The following is a 15,585-nucleotide window of genomic DNA, read 5'->3' on the forward strand; positions in this document are numbered from 1 at the left end:
TGGCACGCTGTTGAGTTCTCAAGGAACGGACGCTTCCTTCGGGCCGCCTTCCAGCGGGCCCTCCGGGCGCTTCGTTCTTTCGTGTTTCCAGCTTATCAGATGTTTTCCGCCCCGTTTTCCGGAGTTTCATTCATCGGATTCGCTTTCCGCTTTGTCGCCCCGGTCTCCCGCGGCGACTCCGGAACTGTACGGGGACCGACCCGCCACATGCAAATCGCCTCCGCCCGGGGTCCGGACGGAGGCGATGCAGTGTCAGGTCCGGGTGTCAGGCCCGGCCCATCTCCTCGGCGATGGCCGCCGCGAAGGCGTCGATGTCGGCCTCCGTGGTGTCGAAGGAGCACATCCAGCGAACCTCACCGGTCTGCTCGTTCCAGAAGTAGAAGCGGTAACGCTTCTGCAGCCGCTCGCTCACCTCGCGCGGGAGGATCGCGAACACCGCGTTGGCCTGGACCGGGCGCACGACCTCAACGCCCTCGATCTTCCGGACCGCGGCATCCAGGCGGCGGGCCATCGCATTCGCGTGGCCGGCGTTGCGCAGGTAGAGGTCGCCCGCGAGCAGCGCCTCGAACTGGACGGAGACGAAGCGCATCTTCGAAGCGAGCTGCATCGAGGTCTTGCGCAGGTACTTGATGTTGCGCACCCGCTCCGGGTTGAGCACCACCACGACCTCACCGAGCAGCAGGCCGTTCTTCGTACCTCCGAAGGACAGCACGTCGACGCCCAGGTCGGTGGAGAAGGCCCGCATCGGCAGGCCGAGCGAGTCGGCCGCGTTCGCCAGGCGGGAGCCGTCCATGTGGACGAGCATGCCGAGCTGGTGGGCGTGGTCGATGACCGCGCGGAGCTCGTCGACCGTGTAGAGGGTGCCGAGCTCGGTGCTCTGGGTGATGGACACCGCGAGCGGCTGCGCGCGGTGCTCGTCGCCGAAGCCGTAGGCCTGCTGGTCGAGCAGCTCGGGGGTGAGCTTGCCGTCCGGGGTGGGGACGGTGTGCAGCTTGATGCCGCCCATCTTCTCCGGCGCGCCGCCCTCGTCCACGTGGATGTGGGCGGTGTCGGCGCAGACCACGGCGCCCCAGCGCGGCAGCAGCGCCTGGAGGGCGACCACGTTGGCGCCGGTGCCGTTGAACACCGGGTAGGCCTCGGCCTTGTCGCCGAAGTGGCGGCGGAAGACGTCCTGGAGGTGCGTGGTGTAGTCGTCCTCGCCGTACGAGATCTGGTGGCCGCCGTTGGCGAGGGCGATCGCGGCGAGGACCTCGGGGTGCACGCCCGCGTAGTTGTCGCTGGCGAAGCCGCGGACGGCGGGGTCGTGCCGCCGTACCGCGTCCGTACGGGTGAGGTCGGTCATCGGGCTGTCAGCCACAGGTGCTGTCCGTTCAGTTCTGCTGCGGGGCGGTCCCAGAGGTCCGCCAGGTGTCCGGCGAGGTCGGCGGTGTCGGTGAAGCCCGTGAACTTGGCCTCCGGCTTTTCGGCCCGCATCTCGGGGCTGACCAGCGCCTTGATGACCAGGATCGCAGCCGCGGCGGTGGGCTCGCCGTCCGGGGAGGTGGTCTCCTTCTTGAAGGAGTCGGCCATCGCCAGGGTCCAGGCCTCGGTGGCGGCCTTGGCGGCCGCGTAGGCGGCGCCGCCCGCGGTGGGCTTGTGCGCCGCGGCGGCGGAGACCATGGCGTAGCGGCCGGCGGGGCTGCGGACCAGCGCGGGCTGGAAGGCCAGCGAGGTGTGCTGGAGGGTGCGCACGACGGTGTCGTGCAGGAAGTCCCAGTCGTCCAGGCGGCTGTCGAAGAAGGTCTTGCTGCCGCGCCAGCCGCCGACCAGGTGGAACAGGCCGTCGACGTGGCCGTGCTCGGCCTCCAGGTGGTCGGCCCAGTCGTGGACCTCCTGCGGGTCGAGCAGGTCGATCACCTGGCCGCTGACCTTCGCTCCGCGCACCGCGACCCGGGTGGCGTCGAGGGCGGAGTCCAGGCGCCGGGGGTCGATGTCGGCGCCGATGACGGTGGCGCCCTCGGCCGCGAGGCGGCGCAGCACGGCCTGGCCGGCCGGGCCGCTGGCTCCGGCGACCGCGATGACCTTGCCGGCCAGCTTGGTGGAGGGGTTGGTGGTCACGCGGCGACTCCCTGGATGCCGGCGCCGGTGATGCCGGCGGTGGCGGCGATGACGCCGCGGAGCTTCTTGGACAGGGCCTCGTAGAACATGCTCAGCGGGAACTCGTCCGGGAGCACGGCGTCGCACAGCGCCTTGTTCAGGGCCTTGCCGTCGGTGATGTCGAGCGGGAGGGCCTCGGGGCCCTTGGCCCAGGTGGAGGCCGGGTGCGGGGTGAGGTAGCGGGAGACCAGCTCGTAGGCGGCGATCCAGTGGGCCGGCTTGGGCCGGTCGATGCCGTCGCGGTAGAGGGTCTCGATGTCCGCGCAGAGGGCGTTGGTGACCTGCGGGGCGCGCTCCCAGTCGATGGTGAGGCGGTTGTCGCGCCAGCGCAGCGCGTCGTGCTTGTGCAGGTACGCGAAGAGCAGCTGGCCGCCCATGCCGTCGTAGTTGCGGACGCGGTCGCCGCTGACCGGGAAGCGGAACAGCCGGTCGAAGAGGATCGCGTACTGGACGTCGCGGGCGTGCGGGTTGCCCTCGGTCTCCAGCTGCACCGCCTCCTTGAAGGTGGTGAGGTCGCAGCGGAGCTCCTCCAGGCCGTACATCCAGAACGGGCTGCGCTGCTTGATCATGAAGGGGTCGAACGGCAGGTCGCCGTGGCTGTGGGTGCGGTCGTGGACGAGGTCCCACAGCACGAAGGTCTCCTGCGCGCGCTGCTGGTCCTGGAGCAGGCCCTCGGCGTCGGCCGGGATCTCCAGGCCGAGCTGCTGGACGGCGCTGGTGGTCACGGCGCGGAAGCGGGCGGCCTCGCGGTCGCAGAAGATGCCGCCCCAGGTGAAGCGCTCCGGCGCCTTGCGCACGGCGACCGTCTCGGGGAAGAGCACGGCGGAGTTGGTGTCGTAGCCGGCCGTGAAGTCCGTGAAGGTGATCGGCACGAACATCGGGTTGTCGAACCGGGTGCGCTCCAGCTCGTCCAGCCACTCGGGCCAGACCACGCTCAGCAGGACGGCTTCCAGGTTGCGGTCCGGGTTGCCGTTCTGGGTGTACATCGGGAAGACGACGAGGTGCTCCAGGCCGTCCTCGCGCTGCTCGGCGGGCTGGAAGGCGAGCAGCGAGTCCAGGAAGTCGGGCTCGCGGTAGCCGGTGTCGGCCCACTTGGCGAGGTCCGCGTCGACGGCCGCCAGGTAGGCGGCGTCGTGCGGGAAGTGCGGGGCGAGCTCCTCGATGGACGCCCGGACGTCGGCGACCAGCGGGTCGACGGTGTGGCGCTGGACCGCGGACAGGTCGATGGAGCCGTCCTTGGACTGCAGCGGGCGCAGCGTCTCGACGGCCTCCTTCAGGCGCAGCCACGCCGGGTGAGCGGCGAGGGTCGAGGCCGGGGCGTCGGCCGCCGCAGCGAGCCTTGGCGAAAGATTCTGCATCGTGGACTCACTTCGACAGGAGTTATTTCAACGAGGACACCATAAGTACGAAAGGTTCTCCCGTTCAAGGGGGTCCGAACCGGCAAACCTCCCGTGCGCCGCCGCTCCGGCCCCGGAATCTCCGTCGGAGCCCCGGTTGTCCGGCATGTGGACGGTTTCCTGGATGTTCTGGACAGCCGCGCCGTTGTGATGCGAACCTCCCCGCATGCTCCCGGAGGTGATCACGGTGGCCGAGCGCCACGACAACCCGTTCCGGGCGCCCTCCCGTCAGCAGGCCTGTTGTCCCTGCCGCCGCGCGCCCAGCCGCTGCCACTGCCGCCGCTGTCGCTGATCCGGCCCGGGGCGCCGCGGACGCGGGCCCGTACGCCGACCATGCCGTGAGTGTTCCGGCGCCGCCACCGGGGGAAGTGACCCGCCGGGAAGCGGCCCGCCCGGTCCGGCCCGCAGTACCCCACCGGTCTCTCCCCCCTGTCCCGCCCGGTCCTCCCCTGGAGCCCTGCCATGAGCCTGCGCAAGCCGTCCGCCGTCCTGCCCCTCGCCGCGCTGGCGGTCGTCGCCGCCGTGCTCACCGGGTGCGCGCCGCAGGACGCCAAGTCCGACGGGGCCGCCGCCTCCGGCGCCCCGGGCACCGCCGGTGCGGCGGGCTGCGCGCCGGGGGCGCTGGCCACCCGGACCGCCGGGAAGCTGACCGTCGGCACCGACAAGCCGGCGTACGACCCCTGGTTCTCCGAGGACAAGCCGGAGAACGGGAAGGGCTTCGAGTCGGCCGTGGCGTACGCGGTGGCGGAGAAGCTCGGCTACCCGAAGGGCAAGGTCGGCTGGGTGGTCGCGCCGTTCGGCAAGGCGACCGCGCCGGGCGCCAAGGACTTCGACTTCGACATCAACCAGGTGTCCATCAGTGACGAGCGCAAGCAGGCGGTGGACTTCTCCTCCGGCTACTACGGCGTGCGCCAGGCCGTGATCGCGTTGAAGGGTTCCAAGGCGGCGGGCGCGAAGAGCGTCGCCGACCTCAAGGGCGCCAAGCTGGGCGCCCAGGTCGGCACCACGAGCCTGGACACCATCACCGACACCATCAAGCCGAGCACCCAGCCGGCCGTGTTCGACTCCAACGACCTGGCCAAGGCCGCGTTGAAGAACGGTCAGGTGGAGGCGCTGGTCGTCGACCTGCCGACGGCGTTCTACATCACCGGCGCCGAGGTGCCGGAGGCCCAGGTGGTGGGGCAGTTCGAATCCGCCTCGAAGACCGAGCAGTTCGGGCTGGTGCTGGACAAGGGCTCCAAGCTGACGCCGTGCGTGTCACAGGCGGTGGACGCGCTGCGCGCGGACGGGACGCTGGCCACGCTGGAGAAGCAGTGGCTGTCGGACGCCGTCTCGGCACCGGTGCTCAAGTGAGTGCGGAGGCGGGCCCGCCCGGGCCGGTCGACATCGCCGGAGCCGCGGCCGGGTCCGCCTCCCCGGCCGGTCCGTCGTCTCCGGTCGGGATCGCCGGACCGACCGGGGAGGACGGCTACCGCCCGTCCGAGCGGCGGCTGGCGCACGAGGCGTACCGGCGGGCCCGGGCCCGCCGCTCGGCGGTGGTGGCCACCGCCTCGACCGTGCTGACGGCCGTCGCGCTCTACCTGCTGGTCGTCAACTCCCCCGGCTGGGAGGTGACCCGGCGGACCTTCTTCAACCTGGACTACGCCCGCCAGGCACTGCCCGAGGTGCTCCGGGGGCTGCGGCTCAACCTGGAGCTGATGCTCGGCTGCGGGGTGCTGATCCTGGTGTTCGGGCTGCTGCTGGCGGTGCTGCGGACGCTGCGCGGGCCGGTCTTCCTGCCGGTGCGGCTGCTGGCCACCGCGTACGTGGACTTCTTCCTCGGGCTGCCGATGATCATCTGCCTGCTGGTGATGATCACCGGGGTGCCGGCGCTGCGGCTCACCGGGGTGACCACCGATCCGCTGCTGCTCGGCGGGGCCGCGCTGGTGCTGACGTACTCGGCGTACGTGTCGGAGGTGTTCCGCTCCGGCATCGAGTCGGTGCACCCCAGCCAGCGGGCGGCCGCGCGCTCGCTGGGGCTGACCAACGCGCAGGCCATGCGGTTCGTGGTGCTGCCGCAGGCGGTGCGGCGGGTGGTGCCGCCGCTGATCAACAACCTGGTGAGCCTCCAGAAGGACACCGGGCTGGTCTCGATCGGCGGCGCGATCGACGCGGTGTACGCGGCGAAGATCATCGCGGCGCACTCCTTCAATTTCACGCCGTACCTGGTGGCGGGGCTGGTGTTCATCGTGCTGACCGTTCCGCTGACCCGGGTCGCCGACTGGCTGACCGGGCGGATGAACCGTCGGCAGCTGCAGGGCGGTGCCGTGTGAGCGGGACGGAGGTGCTCCGGCTGGAGTCGGTGCGCAAGAGCTTCGGCGACCAGGTGGTACTGCGCGACGTCGGCCTCGCGGTGCCCGAGCACTCGGTGACGGCGCTGATCGGGGCGTCCGGCTCCGGGAAGTCCACCCTGATGCGGTGCGTCAACCTGCTGGAGGGGATCGACGACGGCGCGATCTTCCTGGACGGCGAGGAGATCACCGACCCGCGCGCCGACGAGGACGCCGTGCGGCGCCGGATCGGGGTGGTGTTCCAGTCGTACAACCTGTTCCCGCACATGACGGTGCTGGAGAACGTCACGCTCGCCCCGCGCCGGGTGCACCGGGTCGGCCGGGCGGAGGCCGAGGAGAAGGCACTCGCGCTGCTGGAGCGGCTCGGGCTGGCGGCGAAGGCCCGGGAGTACCCGGACCGGCTCTCCGGCGGACAGCAGCAACGGGTCGCCATCGTCCGGGCGTTGGCGGCCGGGCCCCGGCTGCTGCTGCTCGACGAGATCACCGCGGCGCTCGACCCGGTGCTGGTCGGCGAGGTGCTCTCGGTGGTGCGGGACCTCAAGGAACAGGGGATGACGATGGTCCTCTCCACCCATGAGATGGGGTTCGCCCGCGAGGTCGCCGACCAGGTCTGCTTCCTGGACGGCGGGGTGGTGCTCGAACAGGGGCCGCCGCAGCAGGTGTTCGGCGATCCGGAGGAGGAGCGGACCCGGCGGTTCCTCAGCCGGATCGTCGCCTCGGGGCGACTCCAGGGCTGAGGAACCGCCGGTGCGGCGGTCGCTCGGCGGGGGCGCGGGGCTCCCGGGGTGGATCGCACCACGGCGGTCACCACAGTGCGCCCCCGTACGCGCCCTGGCCGCGCCCGGGGCGGAGCGGTGATCGTGGACGGGACGATCGTCCGCGCCCCGGGAGGCCGCCGTTGCACGGACCCACCCTGGTCAACTGGCTCCTCGCCCTCCTCACCGCCACCGCTGGCGCCTACTGCCTGACCCGCCTGCGGCAGTCCCCCTGTGCCCACGCGACCCCGGCGCCCCCCGGGCCGCACCGCCCCCACCCGGCGCTGGCCCGGGAGTCCGACGCCGCCGAGGCCCTGATGGGGCTCGGCATGGCGGCGATGGCCGTCACCGGGGCCACCGTCCCGGCGGCCTTCTGGGCGTGCCTGTTCGGCCTCCCGGCGGCCGTCTTCCTGCTGGCCGCCCTGCACACCCCCAGTGGCCGGGCGCACCGTCTGCACCACGCGGTCGGCGCGCTCGCCATGACCTACCTGGCCCTCGCGATGACCGTCTCCCCGGCCGGGCACCACCACGCCGCCGCCCTCGGCGCGCCCCTGCTGACCGGCGCGCTGCTGCTCTACTTCGGGGGCTACGCGCTCTGGACCGGCGCCCGGCTGCTGCGCACCCCGGCCGGCGCCCTCGCCCTCGGCACCACCGGCCTGCCGCAGGCCTGTCGGCTGGCCATGGGGATCGGCATGTTCGCCATGCTCCTGACCATGTGACGCGCCCGGCCCGGGCCGACTCCCCGCCCGCGGCGGACCCGCGCGTGGCGTTGGTCACTGGCCCGCCGAAAGCCGTTCCACCGGGCGTTGCCAGCGCATAGGTTGGCGGGGAGCGCGCTGTCGCGCTCCGTGCGTACTCGGGGAGCCCATGCGATGACTGCCCTGACCGGCCTGCTGCTGCTCGGCCTGCTGCTCGCCACCGTGGTGCCCCGGCTGCTGGCCCGGGCCCGCTGGGTGGAGCGCGAACCGGTGCTGGCCCTGCTGGTGTGGCAGTGCGTCGTGGTGGCCGTCCTGCTGTGCTGCGCCCTGGGCCTGGTCCTCGCCGCCTCCGCCGCCGAGCCCGCGCTGCGCGCCTGGGTGTTCGCCGGCGCCCCGCACGGCGTGGAGGCCGCGTACGGCCTCCAGGACGCCGAGGGCTGGGGGCGGCTGTGCGCCGCGGTGCTGGCCGCGGGCGCGCTGCAGACGGTGCTGGCACTCACCCGCGAGGTCCGTACGGCCAAGGCCCTGCGCTCCCGACGGCACGCCCAACTCGCGACCAGGGCGCCGGAGTTGCCCGAGGCGATCGAGGCCGCCCGGAGTCGCCGGGAGCGGCTGGTGGTGCTGGAGAACGTCCGCCCCGAGGCCTGGTCGCTGCCCGGCCCGAACTCCCGCCTGGTGGTCACCACCGGCGCCCTCCAGCAGCTCACCGACCGGGAGTTGGCGGCCGTGCTGAGCCACGAGCGCGGCCATGTCCGCGCCCGGCACCACTGGCTGCAGCAGTTCGCCCAGGCGCTCGCCTCCGGCTTCCCCGGCATCCGGGTGTTCCGGGCCTTCCGGGACCAGGTGGCGGAGCTGGTCGAGCTGGCGGCCGACGACCGGGCCGCCCGTCGGCACGGGCGGCACACCACCGCCCTCGCGCTGGCCGAACTCAACCTGGACCGCGGGGTGTTCGGCTCCTGTCCGCCCGGCCTGGCCCAGTCCCCGAAGCGGGTGGACCGACTGCTCGCGGGCCGCCCCCGGCTCTCCGTCCCGCACCGGCTCCAGCTGACCGCCGTCGCCCTGGCCGCGCCCGCCGCGGCCCTGCTGCTGGCCGCCGCGCCGGGGCTGCACTCGCTGCTCTAGCACCTCGACAGGATGCCGAACCCGCCAGCCGCACCGCGGATTTGACCCAGCGTCAGCCGTGGGTCCGAGACTCCCCGCAGAGCGGGGCGAACCGGCCGCCGAGGGTCTGTCCGAGCACCTCGCGATGGAGCGGCCGGGCCTGGTCGTAGCGCTCCCGCCCGGCCGGAGTGAGGGCGATCATGATGCCCCGCCGGTCGCTCTCGCACATCGCCCGGGTCACCAGGCCGCTCTTCTCCAGGCGGGCGATCAGCCGGGAGAGCGCGCTCTGGCTCAGGTGGACGGTCGGGGCCAGCTCGCTGGACCGCAGGGCGTGCCGGCCGTCGGCCTGGCAGCCCTCCACCAGGCGTTCCAGTACCTCGAACTCGCTCATGCCCAGCCCGTACTTCTCGCCGAGCTCACGGTCGAGCGCGCAGACGGCCGAGGCGTGCCGGGCCAGCAGCTCGCGCCATTCCGCGATCAGACCGGCCTCCGCCGAGGCTTCGAGGGGGTCGAGTTCAGCCACGCCGCCAGGTTAGCACGTGCAGCGTAAATTTATGCGTTCACATCTAATTCATTTGCATTGAATGCACGTGCATGTACTGTCCTCCCCATGACCACCGCGACCGTCACGTCTCCCGACGCTCCGTCAACCAGCGGGTTGAACTGGACACCCCGCCTCTGGGGCACTCTGCTCGTGCTCTGCGCCGCCATGTTCCTGGACGCCCTGGACGTCTCGATGGTGGGCGTCGCCCTCCCCTCCATCGGCTCCGAACTGCACCTCTCGACCTCCACCCTGCAGTGGGTGGTCTCCGGCTACGTGCTCGGCTACGGCGGCCTGCTGCTGCTCGGCGGCCGCGCCGCCGACCTGCTCGGCCGCCGCCGGGTCTTCCTGGTCGCCCTCGGCGTCTTCGCCGCCGCCTCGCTGGTCGGCGGGCTGGTCGACGACGGCGGCCTGCTGATCGCAGCCCGCTTCCTCAAGGGTGTCAGCGCCGCCTTCACCGCCCCCGCCGGGCTGTCGATCATCACCACGACCTTCGCGGAGGGCCCGGCCCGCAACCGGGCGCTGTCCATCTACACCACCTGCGGCGCCAGCGGCTTCTCGCTCGGCCTGGTGCTGAGCGGACTGCTCACCTCGGTCGGCTGGCGCTGGACCTTCCTGATGCCCGTCCCGGTCGCGCTGCTCGCCCTGCTGTTCGCCGTCCGCCTGCTCCCCCGCCCGGTCGAGGAGCCCGCCAAGGGCGGCTACGACGTGCTGGGCGCGATCACCGGAACCGCCACCGTCCTGCTGCTGGTCTTCACCGTGACCGAGGCCCAGGGCGCCGGCTGGCTGAGCCTGCGCACCCTCGGCTCGCTGGTCGTGGTGGCCGCGCTGGCCGCCGCCTTCCTGCTCGCCGAGAGCCGCGCCGCCCACCCGCTGGTCCGGCTCGGCATCTTCCGCAACGGCTCGGTGGCCCGGGCCAACATCGTCGCCTTCGCGATGGCCGGCGCGTACGGCGGCTTCCAGTTCGTCGTCACGCTCTACCTCCAGCACCTGCTCGGCTGGTCGGCCCTGGAGATGGCCCTGGGCCTGCTGCCGGCCGGCGCCTTCATCGCGCTCTCGGCCCCGTTCATGGGCCCGATCGTGGACCGCTTCGGCACCGGCCGGCTGCTGCCGATCGGCCTGCTGGCCCTGGCCGGCGCCTTCGCCCTGTTCCTGCGCCTGGACGAGCACAGCTCGTACCCGGTCCTGGTGCTGCCCTCGATGCTGCTGCTCGGCGTGGGCTTCGCACTGGCCTTCCCCTCGGTGAACATCGCCGCCACCGACGGGGTGGCCGACGAGGAGCAGGGGCTGGCCTCGGGGCTGGTGAACACCGCGATCCAGGTCGGCACCGCAGTGGTGCTGGCCGGGGTGACGGCGATGCTCACGGCCGGGAGCGCGGGCGGCGACAGCCCGCAGGCCCAGCTGGACGGCTACCGGCCGGCGCTGGTCCTGGTCACCGCGGTCGCGCTGATCGGGCTGGCGGTCGCCGCGACGGGTGCCCTGGTGGACCGGCGTCGCAGGGCAACTCCCGTACCGGTGCCGGATTATGATTACCCGTCCGCCGCGCCGTCCGTGGCCCGGACCGAAGTCCTGACCGAGCGCTGACCCACTGGCCCCGCCCCGTACGGCCCCCGGCCGTCGGGGCACTGGTGCCGGCTCCACCAAACCCCCGTGTTGGTGGAGCCGGCCGTATGTGTACCGGCCGCCCGGGGCGGCACCCGCGTGAGGGCGCACGGTTCCACGGCGCGACTGCCGGCTGCGCAAGTATATTGGCCCGGAGTCAACGAACGTTCGGAGCAGACACGATGGCACCTCGCGGGGATTCGGTCAACGAGGAGATGCGGCAACGCTCCCGCCGACGCATCATGCGGGCCACCGTCGAACTGGTTGACCAGCACGGTTATGCCGGCACCACGCTGACCGACATCGCCGAACGGGCCGGCCTCGCCCGCGGTCTGCTCTCGTACTACTTCGACGGCAAACGACTGCTGATGCAGGCCGCGACGCACCGGCTGATGCACCAGTCGCTCTCCGGCGCCCTGGCCGAGCTGCCGCCGGACGCCACCCCCGAGGCCCGGCTGGCCCGCGCGATAGACGCCGTCCTCGCCCTGGCCCTGGACCACCCCCGGGTGATGCGCTCGCACCTGGCGCTCATCCTCGACCCGGACACCGGCGCCTTCGTCCAGGAACCGGAGCAGCAGCAGCTCGGCGCGATCCTCCAGGGCCTGCTCGACGACTGGGGCGCGCCGGACCCGGTCGCCGAACACGCGGTGCTGCGCAGCGCGCTGATGGGCGGCTGCATCGGAGTGCTGCTACCGGGCGCGGAGATCCCGCTGGCGCCGATCCGGGCCGATCTGTTCCGCCGCTACGACCTGCCCTGGGAACTGGGCCGCCCGCCGCAGCCGCTGCCGCCGGAACGCGAGCGGCCGCCGGCCCGCGGTTGACGGGGGCCGGCGGCCGACTCGGGCTGCCGTGCGGACGAGCCGACTCCCGGGCGGGAGCGGGGGGGATCCCCCGGCCCCCGCCCGGGAGTTGCTCAGCGTTCCTTGAGGATCGAGGAGAGCAGGTCTATCGTGCGCTCCGGCGTGAGGCTGTCCACGCAGAGCCGCTCCATGACCTGGACGTACGCGTCGACGTCGTCCCGCTTGTCCAGGTACAGCGCGCTGGTGAGCTGCTCCAGGTAGACCACGTCCGCGAGGTCCTGCTCCGGGAAGCGCAGGATCGTGAACGCCCCGGACTCGCCCGCGTGCGCACCGAAGCGGAACGGCATGACCTGGATGACCACGTTGGCCTGCTCGGCGACGTCGATCAGGTACTGGACCTGGCCGCGCATCACCTTGGGGCCGCCGACCGGCCGGCGCAGCGCCGCCTCGTCGATGACCGCCCACAGGCGCGGGCTGGCGCCCTCGGTCAGCAGCTTCTGGCGGCGCAGCCGGAGACTGACCCGGCGCTCGACCTCCTCCTCGCTGATGACCGGCCGACTCTGGCCGAAAACCGCCCGTGCGTACTCCTCGGACTGCAGCAGTCCGGGGATGAACTGCACCTCGTAGGTGCGGATCAGCTGGGCGGCCTCCTCCAGGCCGACGTAGGTCTGGAACCAGCCCGGCAGCACGTCGTTGAAGCTGTGCCACCAACCGGACTTGTTGGCCTCGCGGACCAGCCCGAGCAGGGCCTCCCGCTCCAGGCCGTCGTCGACGCCGTAGAGACTCAGCAGGTCGGCGACGTCGCGCTCCTTGAAACTGACCCGGCCGAGCTCCATGCGACTGATCTTGGATTCGGACGCGCGGATCGCGTAGCCCGCGTCCTCTCGGGTGATGCCGCGCGCCTCTCGCAGGCGACGCAGCTGCGAGCCGAGGAGGATCCGGCGGACCATCGAGCCGCCGCCCGGCTGAACTGTGGTCATGCGGTCGAAACCTCCACCTAGGGCAAACAGCGCACAGTCTGCCATCAGTTGAGCGCTCACGGTGCCGATACTGACGGATGTTCCTATCAGTTCCGCACTCCGCACACCAGGATGCACGTGCATCCGGCGCTTGCATATGCCAATAGTGCGACTGCACGTGAATCGACTCTTGCATCTGCAGTGAGCGCACACCACCATGGTGCACGTGCACCTGCACATCCCTGGCAATCCCGCGGGCTCCGCGTCGACCCCACGCGCGACTCCGTGCACCGGCCCGACGGCGTCCCCCGCGCCATCGGGCGTTCGAGTGCGCGCGCGCCTGGTCGAGGGGGCGGCCGAGCGGCCGAGCGAGTCGGAGGTGACCGGCATGACCCCGGCGGGTCCAGCCGTGTCCGCCCCCTTATGGGAGGAGCTCTTCATGAGCACCGGTACGGCTTTGGCAGTTGACCCCCATGTGGTCACCTGTACGCTCGCTCCTCGCTTCGAAGCCGTGAGAACCGCACGCGACTTCGCCCGGACCTCTCTCCAGCGCTGGGGCCTGATGGAGCTGTTCGACGACGTCGCCCTGGTGGCCTCGGAACTCGTGACCAACGCGCTCCGGCATGCGATCGGCGCACGGCCCGACCCGTCGGGCGGCGCCCTGGGCGAGTACGACTTTCCCACACAGCCCACCCCGGAAGGGCGGCTGCCGATCCGAATAAGCCTGGTGCACCGCGCCCCCCAGGTGGTCTGCGCGGTGAGCGACCCGAGCAGTACCGGCCCGGTGGCCCGGGAGGCGGACTTCGTCGCCGAATCGGGCCGCGGACTGCACCTGGTGGAGTCGTTCAGCCGCTCCTGGGGCTGGCACCCGCTGGGCAGCGGCAAGGTGGTCTGGGCCGTGTTCGAGGCGGAGCCCGGCTGCGGCAACGGACTGGACGGCACCCTGCTCGACGGCACCGCGCCGGCCGGCCGGGTCGAAATCGGTGGACGGCACCGGCGCTCGGCCTAGCGCCGCACGGCGCACGGCCGGCCGAGGAACGACCCGGGAGGACCACGCCCCGGGCCCGCCGGCCCGCCCCCGCGGCCCCCACGCCGGGCCGGCCCGCGCCCCCGGTACCGACCCCGGTACCGGCACCGGCACCGGCACCGACGACGGCTGCCCGCTCCGGACCTGCGGCACCGGCGGAAGCGCCGGCGGGAGCATCCACGGCAGCACCCGTGCCACCCCGGCAGGCCCCGCCCGACGGTCCGCCACCGGACCGCTCACGGGCGCACCGGGCCGCCGCCTCTCCCGGCGGCCCCGGGCAAAGACAAAGGCCGTCGTGGTGTCAGCACCCACGACGGCCCCCCGATGGCGGAGCAGCGGCCGGTCAGACCGCGAGGTGGTCGAACTCCCCGTCCTTGGCACCCAGCAGCAGGGCCGCGATCTCGGCCCGGGTGTAGATGAGCGCCGGGCCGTCCGGGAAGCGCGAGTTGCGCATCGCCACGTCGCCGCCCGGCAGGGCCGCGAACTCGACGCAGTTGCCCTGGGAGTTGCTGTGCCGGCTCTTCTGCCAGACCACCCCCGTGAGGTCGGCGGCGGCCATCCCGTTGTAGGCGTGGTCGGAACCGTGCGTGTCCTGCGAGTCGTGCATAGAAGTCTCCCGAAGAGCTCCGGAGTTGTCGTCCAGCGCGGCGCCCCGGCACCCGCCGAACGAACGGACCGGCCCCGTACCGGCCCGGCACAACGCCTCACTTGACGTGATGATAGCCGCAGTGCACGTGCATCAGCACGGGACAGTGCAGGTGCACGAGGCTTTTCGGCGGTCGCCGCGAACTCTTCACGGACCCTTCTCCTGACGGTACGTAAACGGACATAGACCACTGAATCGACGGTTCGTCCATAACCGGCCGTGAGCGGTTCCCCGCTGAATGTTGATCTTCGAATGCCGGGAGTCGCGCCGCCGTGACCCTCCGTCAGGTCGCCCGGCGGCTGTGAGACATCTCACGCGGCTCCGGTGCAACGCGCCACCCCGCGGGACACGTCAGGGCAACCGAGGGGTTCCGTACGGGGCTTGGGCGAGGAATGTCCGGATTGCGGGCAATCGCCCCGGACCGGAACGGCAGGGACACGACCCCCGCACCGCGACCACCCGAAACCCGTACGGCAGCCGACTGCAGGCCTGACGGGCAGATGTCCTACGATCTCCGGCATGAGCACCGCAGCCATCCCGGGCGCGCCACTGCCCGTCCGCACTCCAGGTTCCCGTGCGCGGGGGCGCCACCGCCGCCCCGAGCGCCCCGAGATCCGCACCGGCTCGCCGGCCCTGGTGCTCGCCGTACCCGCGACCGCGGGGCCCGAGTCCCGTTCGGTCGTCGAGGAGCTGCTCTCGATCGTCCGGAGCGAGCACACCGGCGTCCAGGCCGCGGTCGGCTACCTCCCGGCCGCCGACGCCGGGGCCGCGGACCCGCAGGAGCGCACCGTCGCGGAGCTGCTGGCGGGGGCCGCCGAGGCCGGACTGCCGACGCCCGTCGTGGTGCCGCTGGTCCCGGGCCCGCACGACTTCCTGACCGGGCTTCACGCCCTCGCCGCCGAGTACGGCGCGACCGTCACCGACGCGCTGGGCCCGCACCCGCTGCTGGCCGAGGCCGTCCACGTCCGACTGTCCGAGGCCGGGCTGGCGCGGGCCGACCGGGCCCGGCTGTTCGCCATCGCGACCGCCGCGGACGGCGTGGTCCTGACCACCGTCGGCGGCGAGGACGCGGCCGCCGCGGCCGGGATCACCGGTGTGCTGCTGGCCGCCCGGCTGGCCGTCCCGGTGGTCGCCGCCGCGCTCGACGTGCCCGGCTCGGTCGCCGCCGCCGTCGACCACCTCAAGGAGACCGGCTCCGAGCGCCCCGCCCTGGCCCCGCTCGTCATCGGCCCGGAGGCGGACTCGGAGCTGCTCGCCGCGGCCGCCGAGGAGACCGGCTGCCCGTCGGCCGCGCCGCTGGGCGCCTACCCGACGGTCGGCCAGCTGATCGCCTCCACCTACCTGGCCGCCCTGCCGGTGCCGACCGCGGAGGAGCTCGCCGAGGCCGAGGCGGAGGCCGCGGCCGCCGTCGGGGCCAGCGAGGGTTCCCGGCGCGCCCACGCGGCCGCCGAAGGCCCCGTGGAGGGCTAGGGCGTGTCTGACAATTCCCGCCGGGCGCGCGACGCTCCCCCAGCCTTCGGCCGGGAGGTACCCCCAGGGCACAAGCGCACCTCGCCGCGTTGTCGTCAGTCGCCGATGGCCCCCAGCCTTCGG

The 15,585-nt window shown here is 72.6% G+C and carries 15 protein-coding genes; 9 read left to right on the forward strand and 6 right to left on the reverse strand.

What is annotated here, in order from left to right; genetic code table 11:
• Positions 1-265: 265 nt before the first annotated feature.
• The 3 genes from ACZ58X_RS39965 to ACZ58X_RS39975 are packed head-to-tail and all read right to left on the reverse strand — an operon-like array spanning position 266 to position 3,494.
• Positions 266-1,342 (reverse strand): threonine aldolase family protein, encoded by a 1,077-nt coding sequence (locus tag ACZ58X_RS39965; protein WP_470338492.1) that lies wholly within the window; start codon positions 1,340-1,342, stop codon positions 266-268.
• The gene (locus ACZ58X_RS39970; protein WP_470338480.1) at positions 1,339-2,097 is read right to left on the reverse strand and encodes an SDR family NAD(P)-dependent oxidoreductase; all 759 of its coding nucleotides are present in this window, start codon (positions 2,095-2,097) and stop codon (positions 1,339-1,341) included. Before ACZ58X_RS39970 ends, ACZ58X_RS39965 begins: the two co-directional genes overlap by 4 nt.
• The gene (locus ACZ58X_RS39975) at positions 2,094-3,494 is read right to left on the reverse strand and encodes a DUF6421 family protein (protein WP_470338481.1); all 1,401 of its coding nucleotides are present in this window, start codon (positions 3,492-3,494) and stop codon (positions 2,094-2,096) included. Before ACZ58X_RS39975 ends, ACZ58X_RS39970 begins: the two co-directional genes overlap by 4 nt.
• 501 nt (positions 3,495-3,995) lie before the next feature.
• Here ACZ58X_RS39975 and ACZ58X_RS39980 point away from each other — a divergent pair.
• The 5 genes from ACZ58X_RS39980 (at position 3,996) to ACZ58X_RS40000 (ending at position 8,438) form a co-directional block, all read left to right on the forward strand.
• Positions 3,996-4,886, forward strand: a complete 891-nt coding sequence (locus tag ACZ58X_RS39980) for an ABC transporter substrate-binding protein (RefSeq protein ID WP_470338482.1) — start codon at positions 3,996-3,998, stop codon at positions 4,884-4,886.
• 89 nt (positions 4,887-4,975) lie between these two features.
• Positions 4,976-5,845, forward strand: coding sequence for an amino acid ABC transporter permease (locus ACZ58X_RS39985; protein ID WP_470338493.1), 870 nt, complete (start codon positions 4,976-4,978; stop codon positions 5,843-5,845).
• On the forward strand, positions 5,842-6,600 hold the full coding sequence (locus ACZ58X_RS39990) for an amino acid ABC transporter ATP-binding protein (RefSeq protein WP_470338483.1): 759 nt from the start codon (positions 5,842-5,844) through the stop codon (positions 6,598-6,600). The genes ACZ58X_RS39985 and ACZ58X_RS39990 overlap by 4 nt, the downstream gene beginning before the upstream one ends.
• Before the next feature lie 161 nt (positions 6,601-6,761).
• Entirely contained in the window at positions 6,762-7,337 is a 576-nt protein-coding gene (locus tag ACZ58X_RS39995) for a DUF5134 domain-containing protein (protein ID WP_470338484.1), read from the forward strand.
• A 153-nt stretch (positions 7,338-7,490) separates the two neighbouring features.
• Positions 7,491-8,438, forward strand: a complete 948-nt coding sequence (locus ACZ58X_RS40000) for a M56 family metallopeptidase (protein WP_470338485.1) — start codon at positions 7,491-7,493, stop codon at positions 8,436-8,438.
• A 52-nt stretch (positions 8,439-8,490) separates the two neighbouring features.
• Here ACZ58X_RS40000 and ACZ58X_RS40005 read toward each other — a convergent pair whose 3' ends face one another.
• Positions 8,491-8,940 (reverse strand): MarR family winged helix-turn-helix transcriptional regulator, encoded by a 450-nt coding sequence (locus ACZ58X_RS40005; RefSeq protein WP_470338486.1) that lies wholly within the window; start codon positions 8,938-8,940, stop codon positions 8,491-8,493.
• An 87-nt stretch (positions 8,941-9,027) separates the two neighbouring features.
• Here ACZ58X_RS40005 and ACZ58X_RS40010 point away from each other — a divergent pair, with 87 nt between their 5' ends.
• Positions 9,028-10,542: an MFS transporter gene (locus ACZ58X_RS40010; protein WP_470338487.1), complete on the forward strand. Its 1,515-nt coding sequence runs from the start codon at positions 9,028-9,030 to the stop codon at positions 10,540-10,542.
• A 233-nt stretch (positions 10,543-10,775) separates the two neighbouring features.
• Positions 10,776-11,381: a TetR/AcrR family transcriptional regulator gene (locus tag ACZ58X_RS40015; protein WP_470338488.1), complete on the forward strand. Its 606-nt coding sequence runs from the start codon at positions 10,776-10,778 to the stop codon at positions 11,379-11,381.
• Positions 11,382-11,473: 92 nt separating this feature from the next.
• On the opposite strand, the gene ACZ58X_RS40020 is transcribed toward ACZ58X_RS40015, so the two are convergent.
• Entirely contained in the window at positions 11,474-12,340 is an 867-nt protein-coding gene (locus ACZ58X_RS40020) for a helix-turn-helix domain-containing protein (protein WP_360238721.1), read from the reverse strand.
• A 418-nt stretch (positions 12,341-12,758) separates the two neighbouring features.
• Here ACZ58X_RS40020 and ACZ58X_RS40025 point away from each other — a divergent pair, with 418 nt between their 5' ends.
• Positions 12,759-13,328: an ATP-binding protein gene (locus ACZ58X_RS40025; RefSeq protein ID WP_470338489.1), complete on the forward strand. Its 570-nt coding sequence runs from the start codon at positions 12,759-12,761 to the stop codon at positions 13,326-13,328.
• 361 nt (positions 13,329-13,689) lie between these two features.
• Here ACZ58X_RS40025 and ACZ58X_RS40030 read toward each other — a convergent pair whose 3' ends face one another.
• Positions 13,690-13,953 carry a DUF397 domain-containing protein gene (locus tag ACZ58X_RS40030; RefSeq protein WP_470338490.1) on the reverse strand — a complete coding sequence of 88 codons (264 nt, stop codon included), beginning with the start codon at positions 13,951-13,953 and terminating at the stop codon, positions 13,690-13,692.
• Positions 13,954-14,511: 558 nt separating this feature from the next.
• Here ACZ58X_RS40030 and ACZ58X_RS40035 point away from each other — a divergent pair.
• Positions 14,512-15,462 carry a sirohydrochlorin chelatase family protein gene (locus ACZ58X_RS40035; protein ID WP_470338491.1) on the forward strand — a complete coding sequence of 317 codons (951 nt, stop codon included), beginning with the start codon at positions 14,512-14,514 and terminating at the stop codon, positions 15,460-15,462.
• Positions 15,463-15,585: the final 123 nt, after the last annotated feature.

The sequence above is a fragment of the Kitasatospora sp. NPDC040550 genome (genome assembly GCF_055594965.1).

Excerpts from the sequence above, each read along its gene's own strand:
- ACZ58X_RS39975 (WP_470338481.1), bottom strand. The coding sequence starts at position 3,494 with ATGCAGAATCTTTCGCCAAGGCTCGCTGCGGCGGCCGACGCCCCGGCC.
- ACZ58X_RS39965 (WP_470338492.1), bottom strand. The coding sequence starts at position 1,342 with ATGACCGACCTCACCCGTACGGACGCGGTACGGCGGCACGACCCCGCC.
- ACZ58X_RS40020 (WP_360238721.1), bottom strand. The coding sequence starts at position 12,340 with ATGACCACAGTTCAGCCGGGCGGCGGCTCGATGGTCCGCCGGATCCTC.
- ACZ58X_RS40035 (WP_470338491.1), top strand. The coding sequence starts at position 14,512 with ATGAGCACCGCAGCCATCCCGGGCGCGCCACTGCCCGTCCGCACTCCA.
- ACZ58X_RS40015 (WP_470338488.1), top strand. The coding sequence starts at position 10,776 with ATGCGGCAACGCTCCCGCCGACGCATCATGCGGGCCACCGTCGAACTG.
- ACZ58X_RS39980 (WP_470338482.1), top strand. The coding sequence starts at position 3,996 with ATGAGCCTGCGCAAGCCGTCCGCCGTCCTGCCCCTCGCCGCGCTGGCG.
- ACZ58X_RS40025 (WP_470338489.1), top strand. The coding sequence starts at position 12,759 with ATGAGCACCGGTACGGCTTTGGCAGTTGACCCCCATGTGGTCACCTGT.
- ACZ58X_RS40030 (WP_470338490.1), bottom strand. The coding sequence starts at position 13,953 with ATGCACGACTCGCAGGACACGCACGGTTCCGACCACGCCTACAACGGG.
- ACZ58X_RS40000 (WP_470338485.1), top strand. The coding sequence starts at position 7,491 with ATGACTGCCCTGACCGGCCTGCTGCTGCTCGGCCTGCTGCTCGCCACC.
- ACZ58X_RS40010 (WP_470338487.1), top strand. The coding sequence starts at position 9,028 with ATGACCACCGCGACCGTCACGTCTCCCGACGCTCCGTCAACCAGCGGG.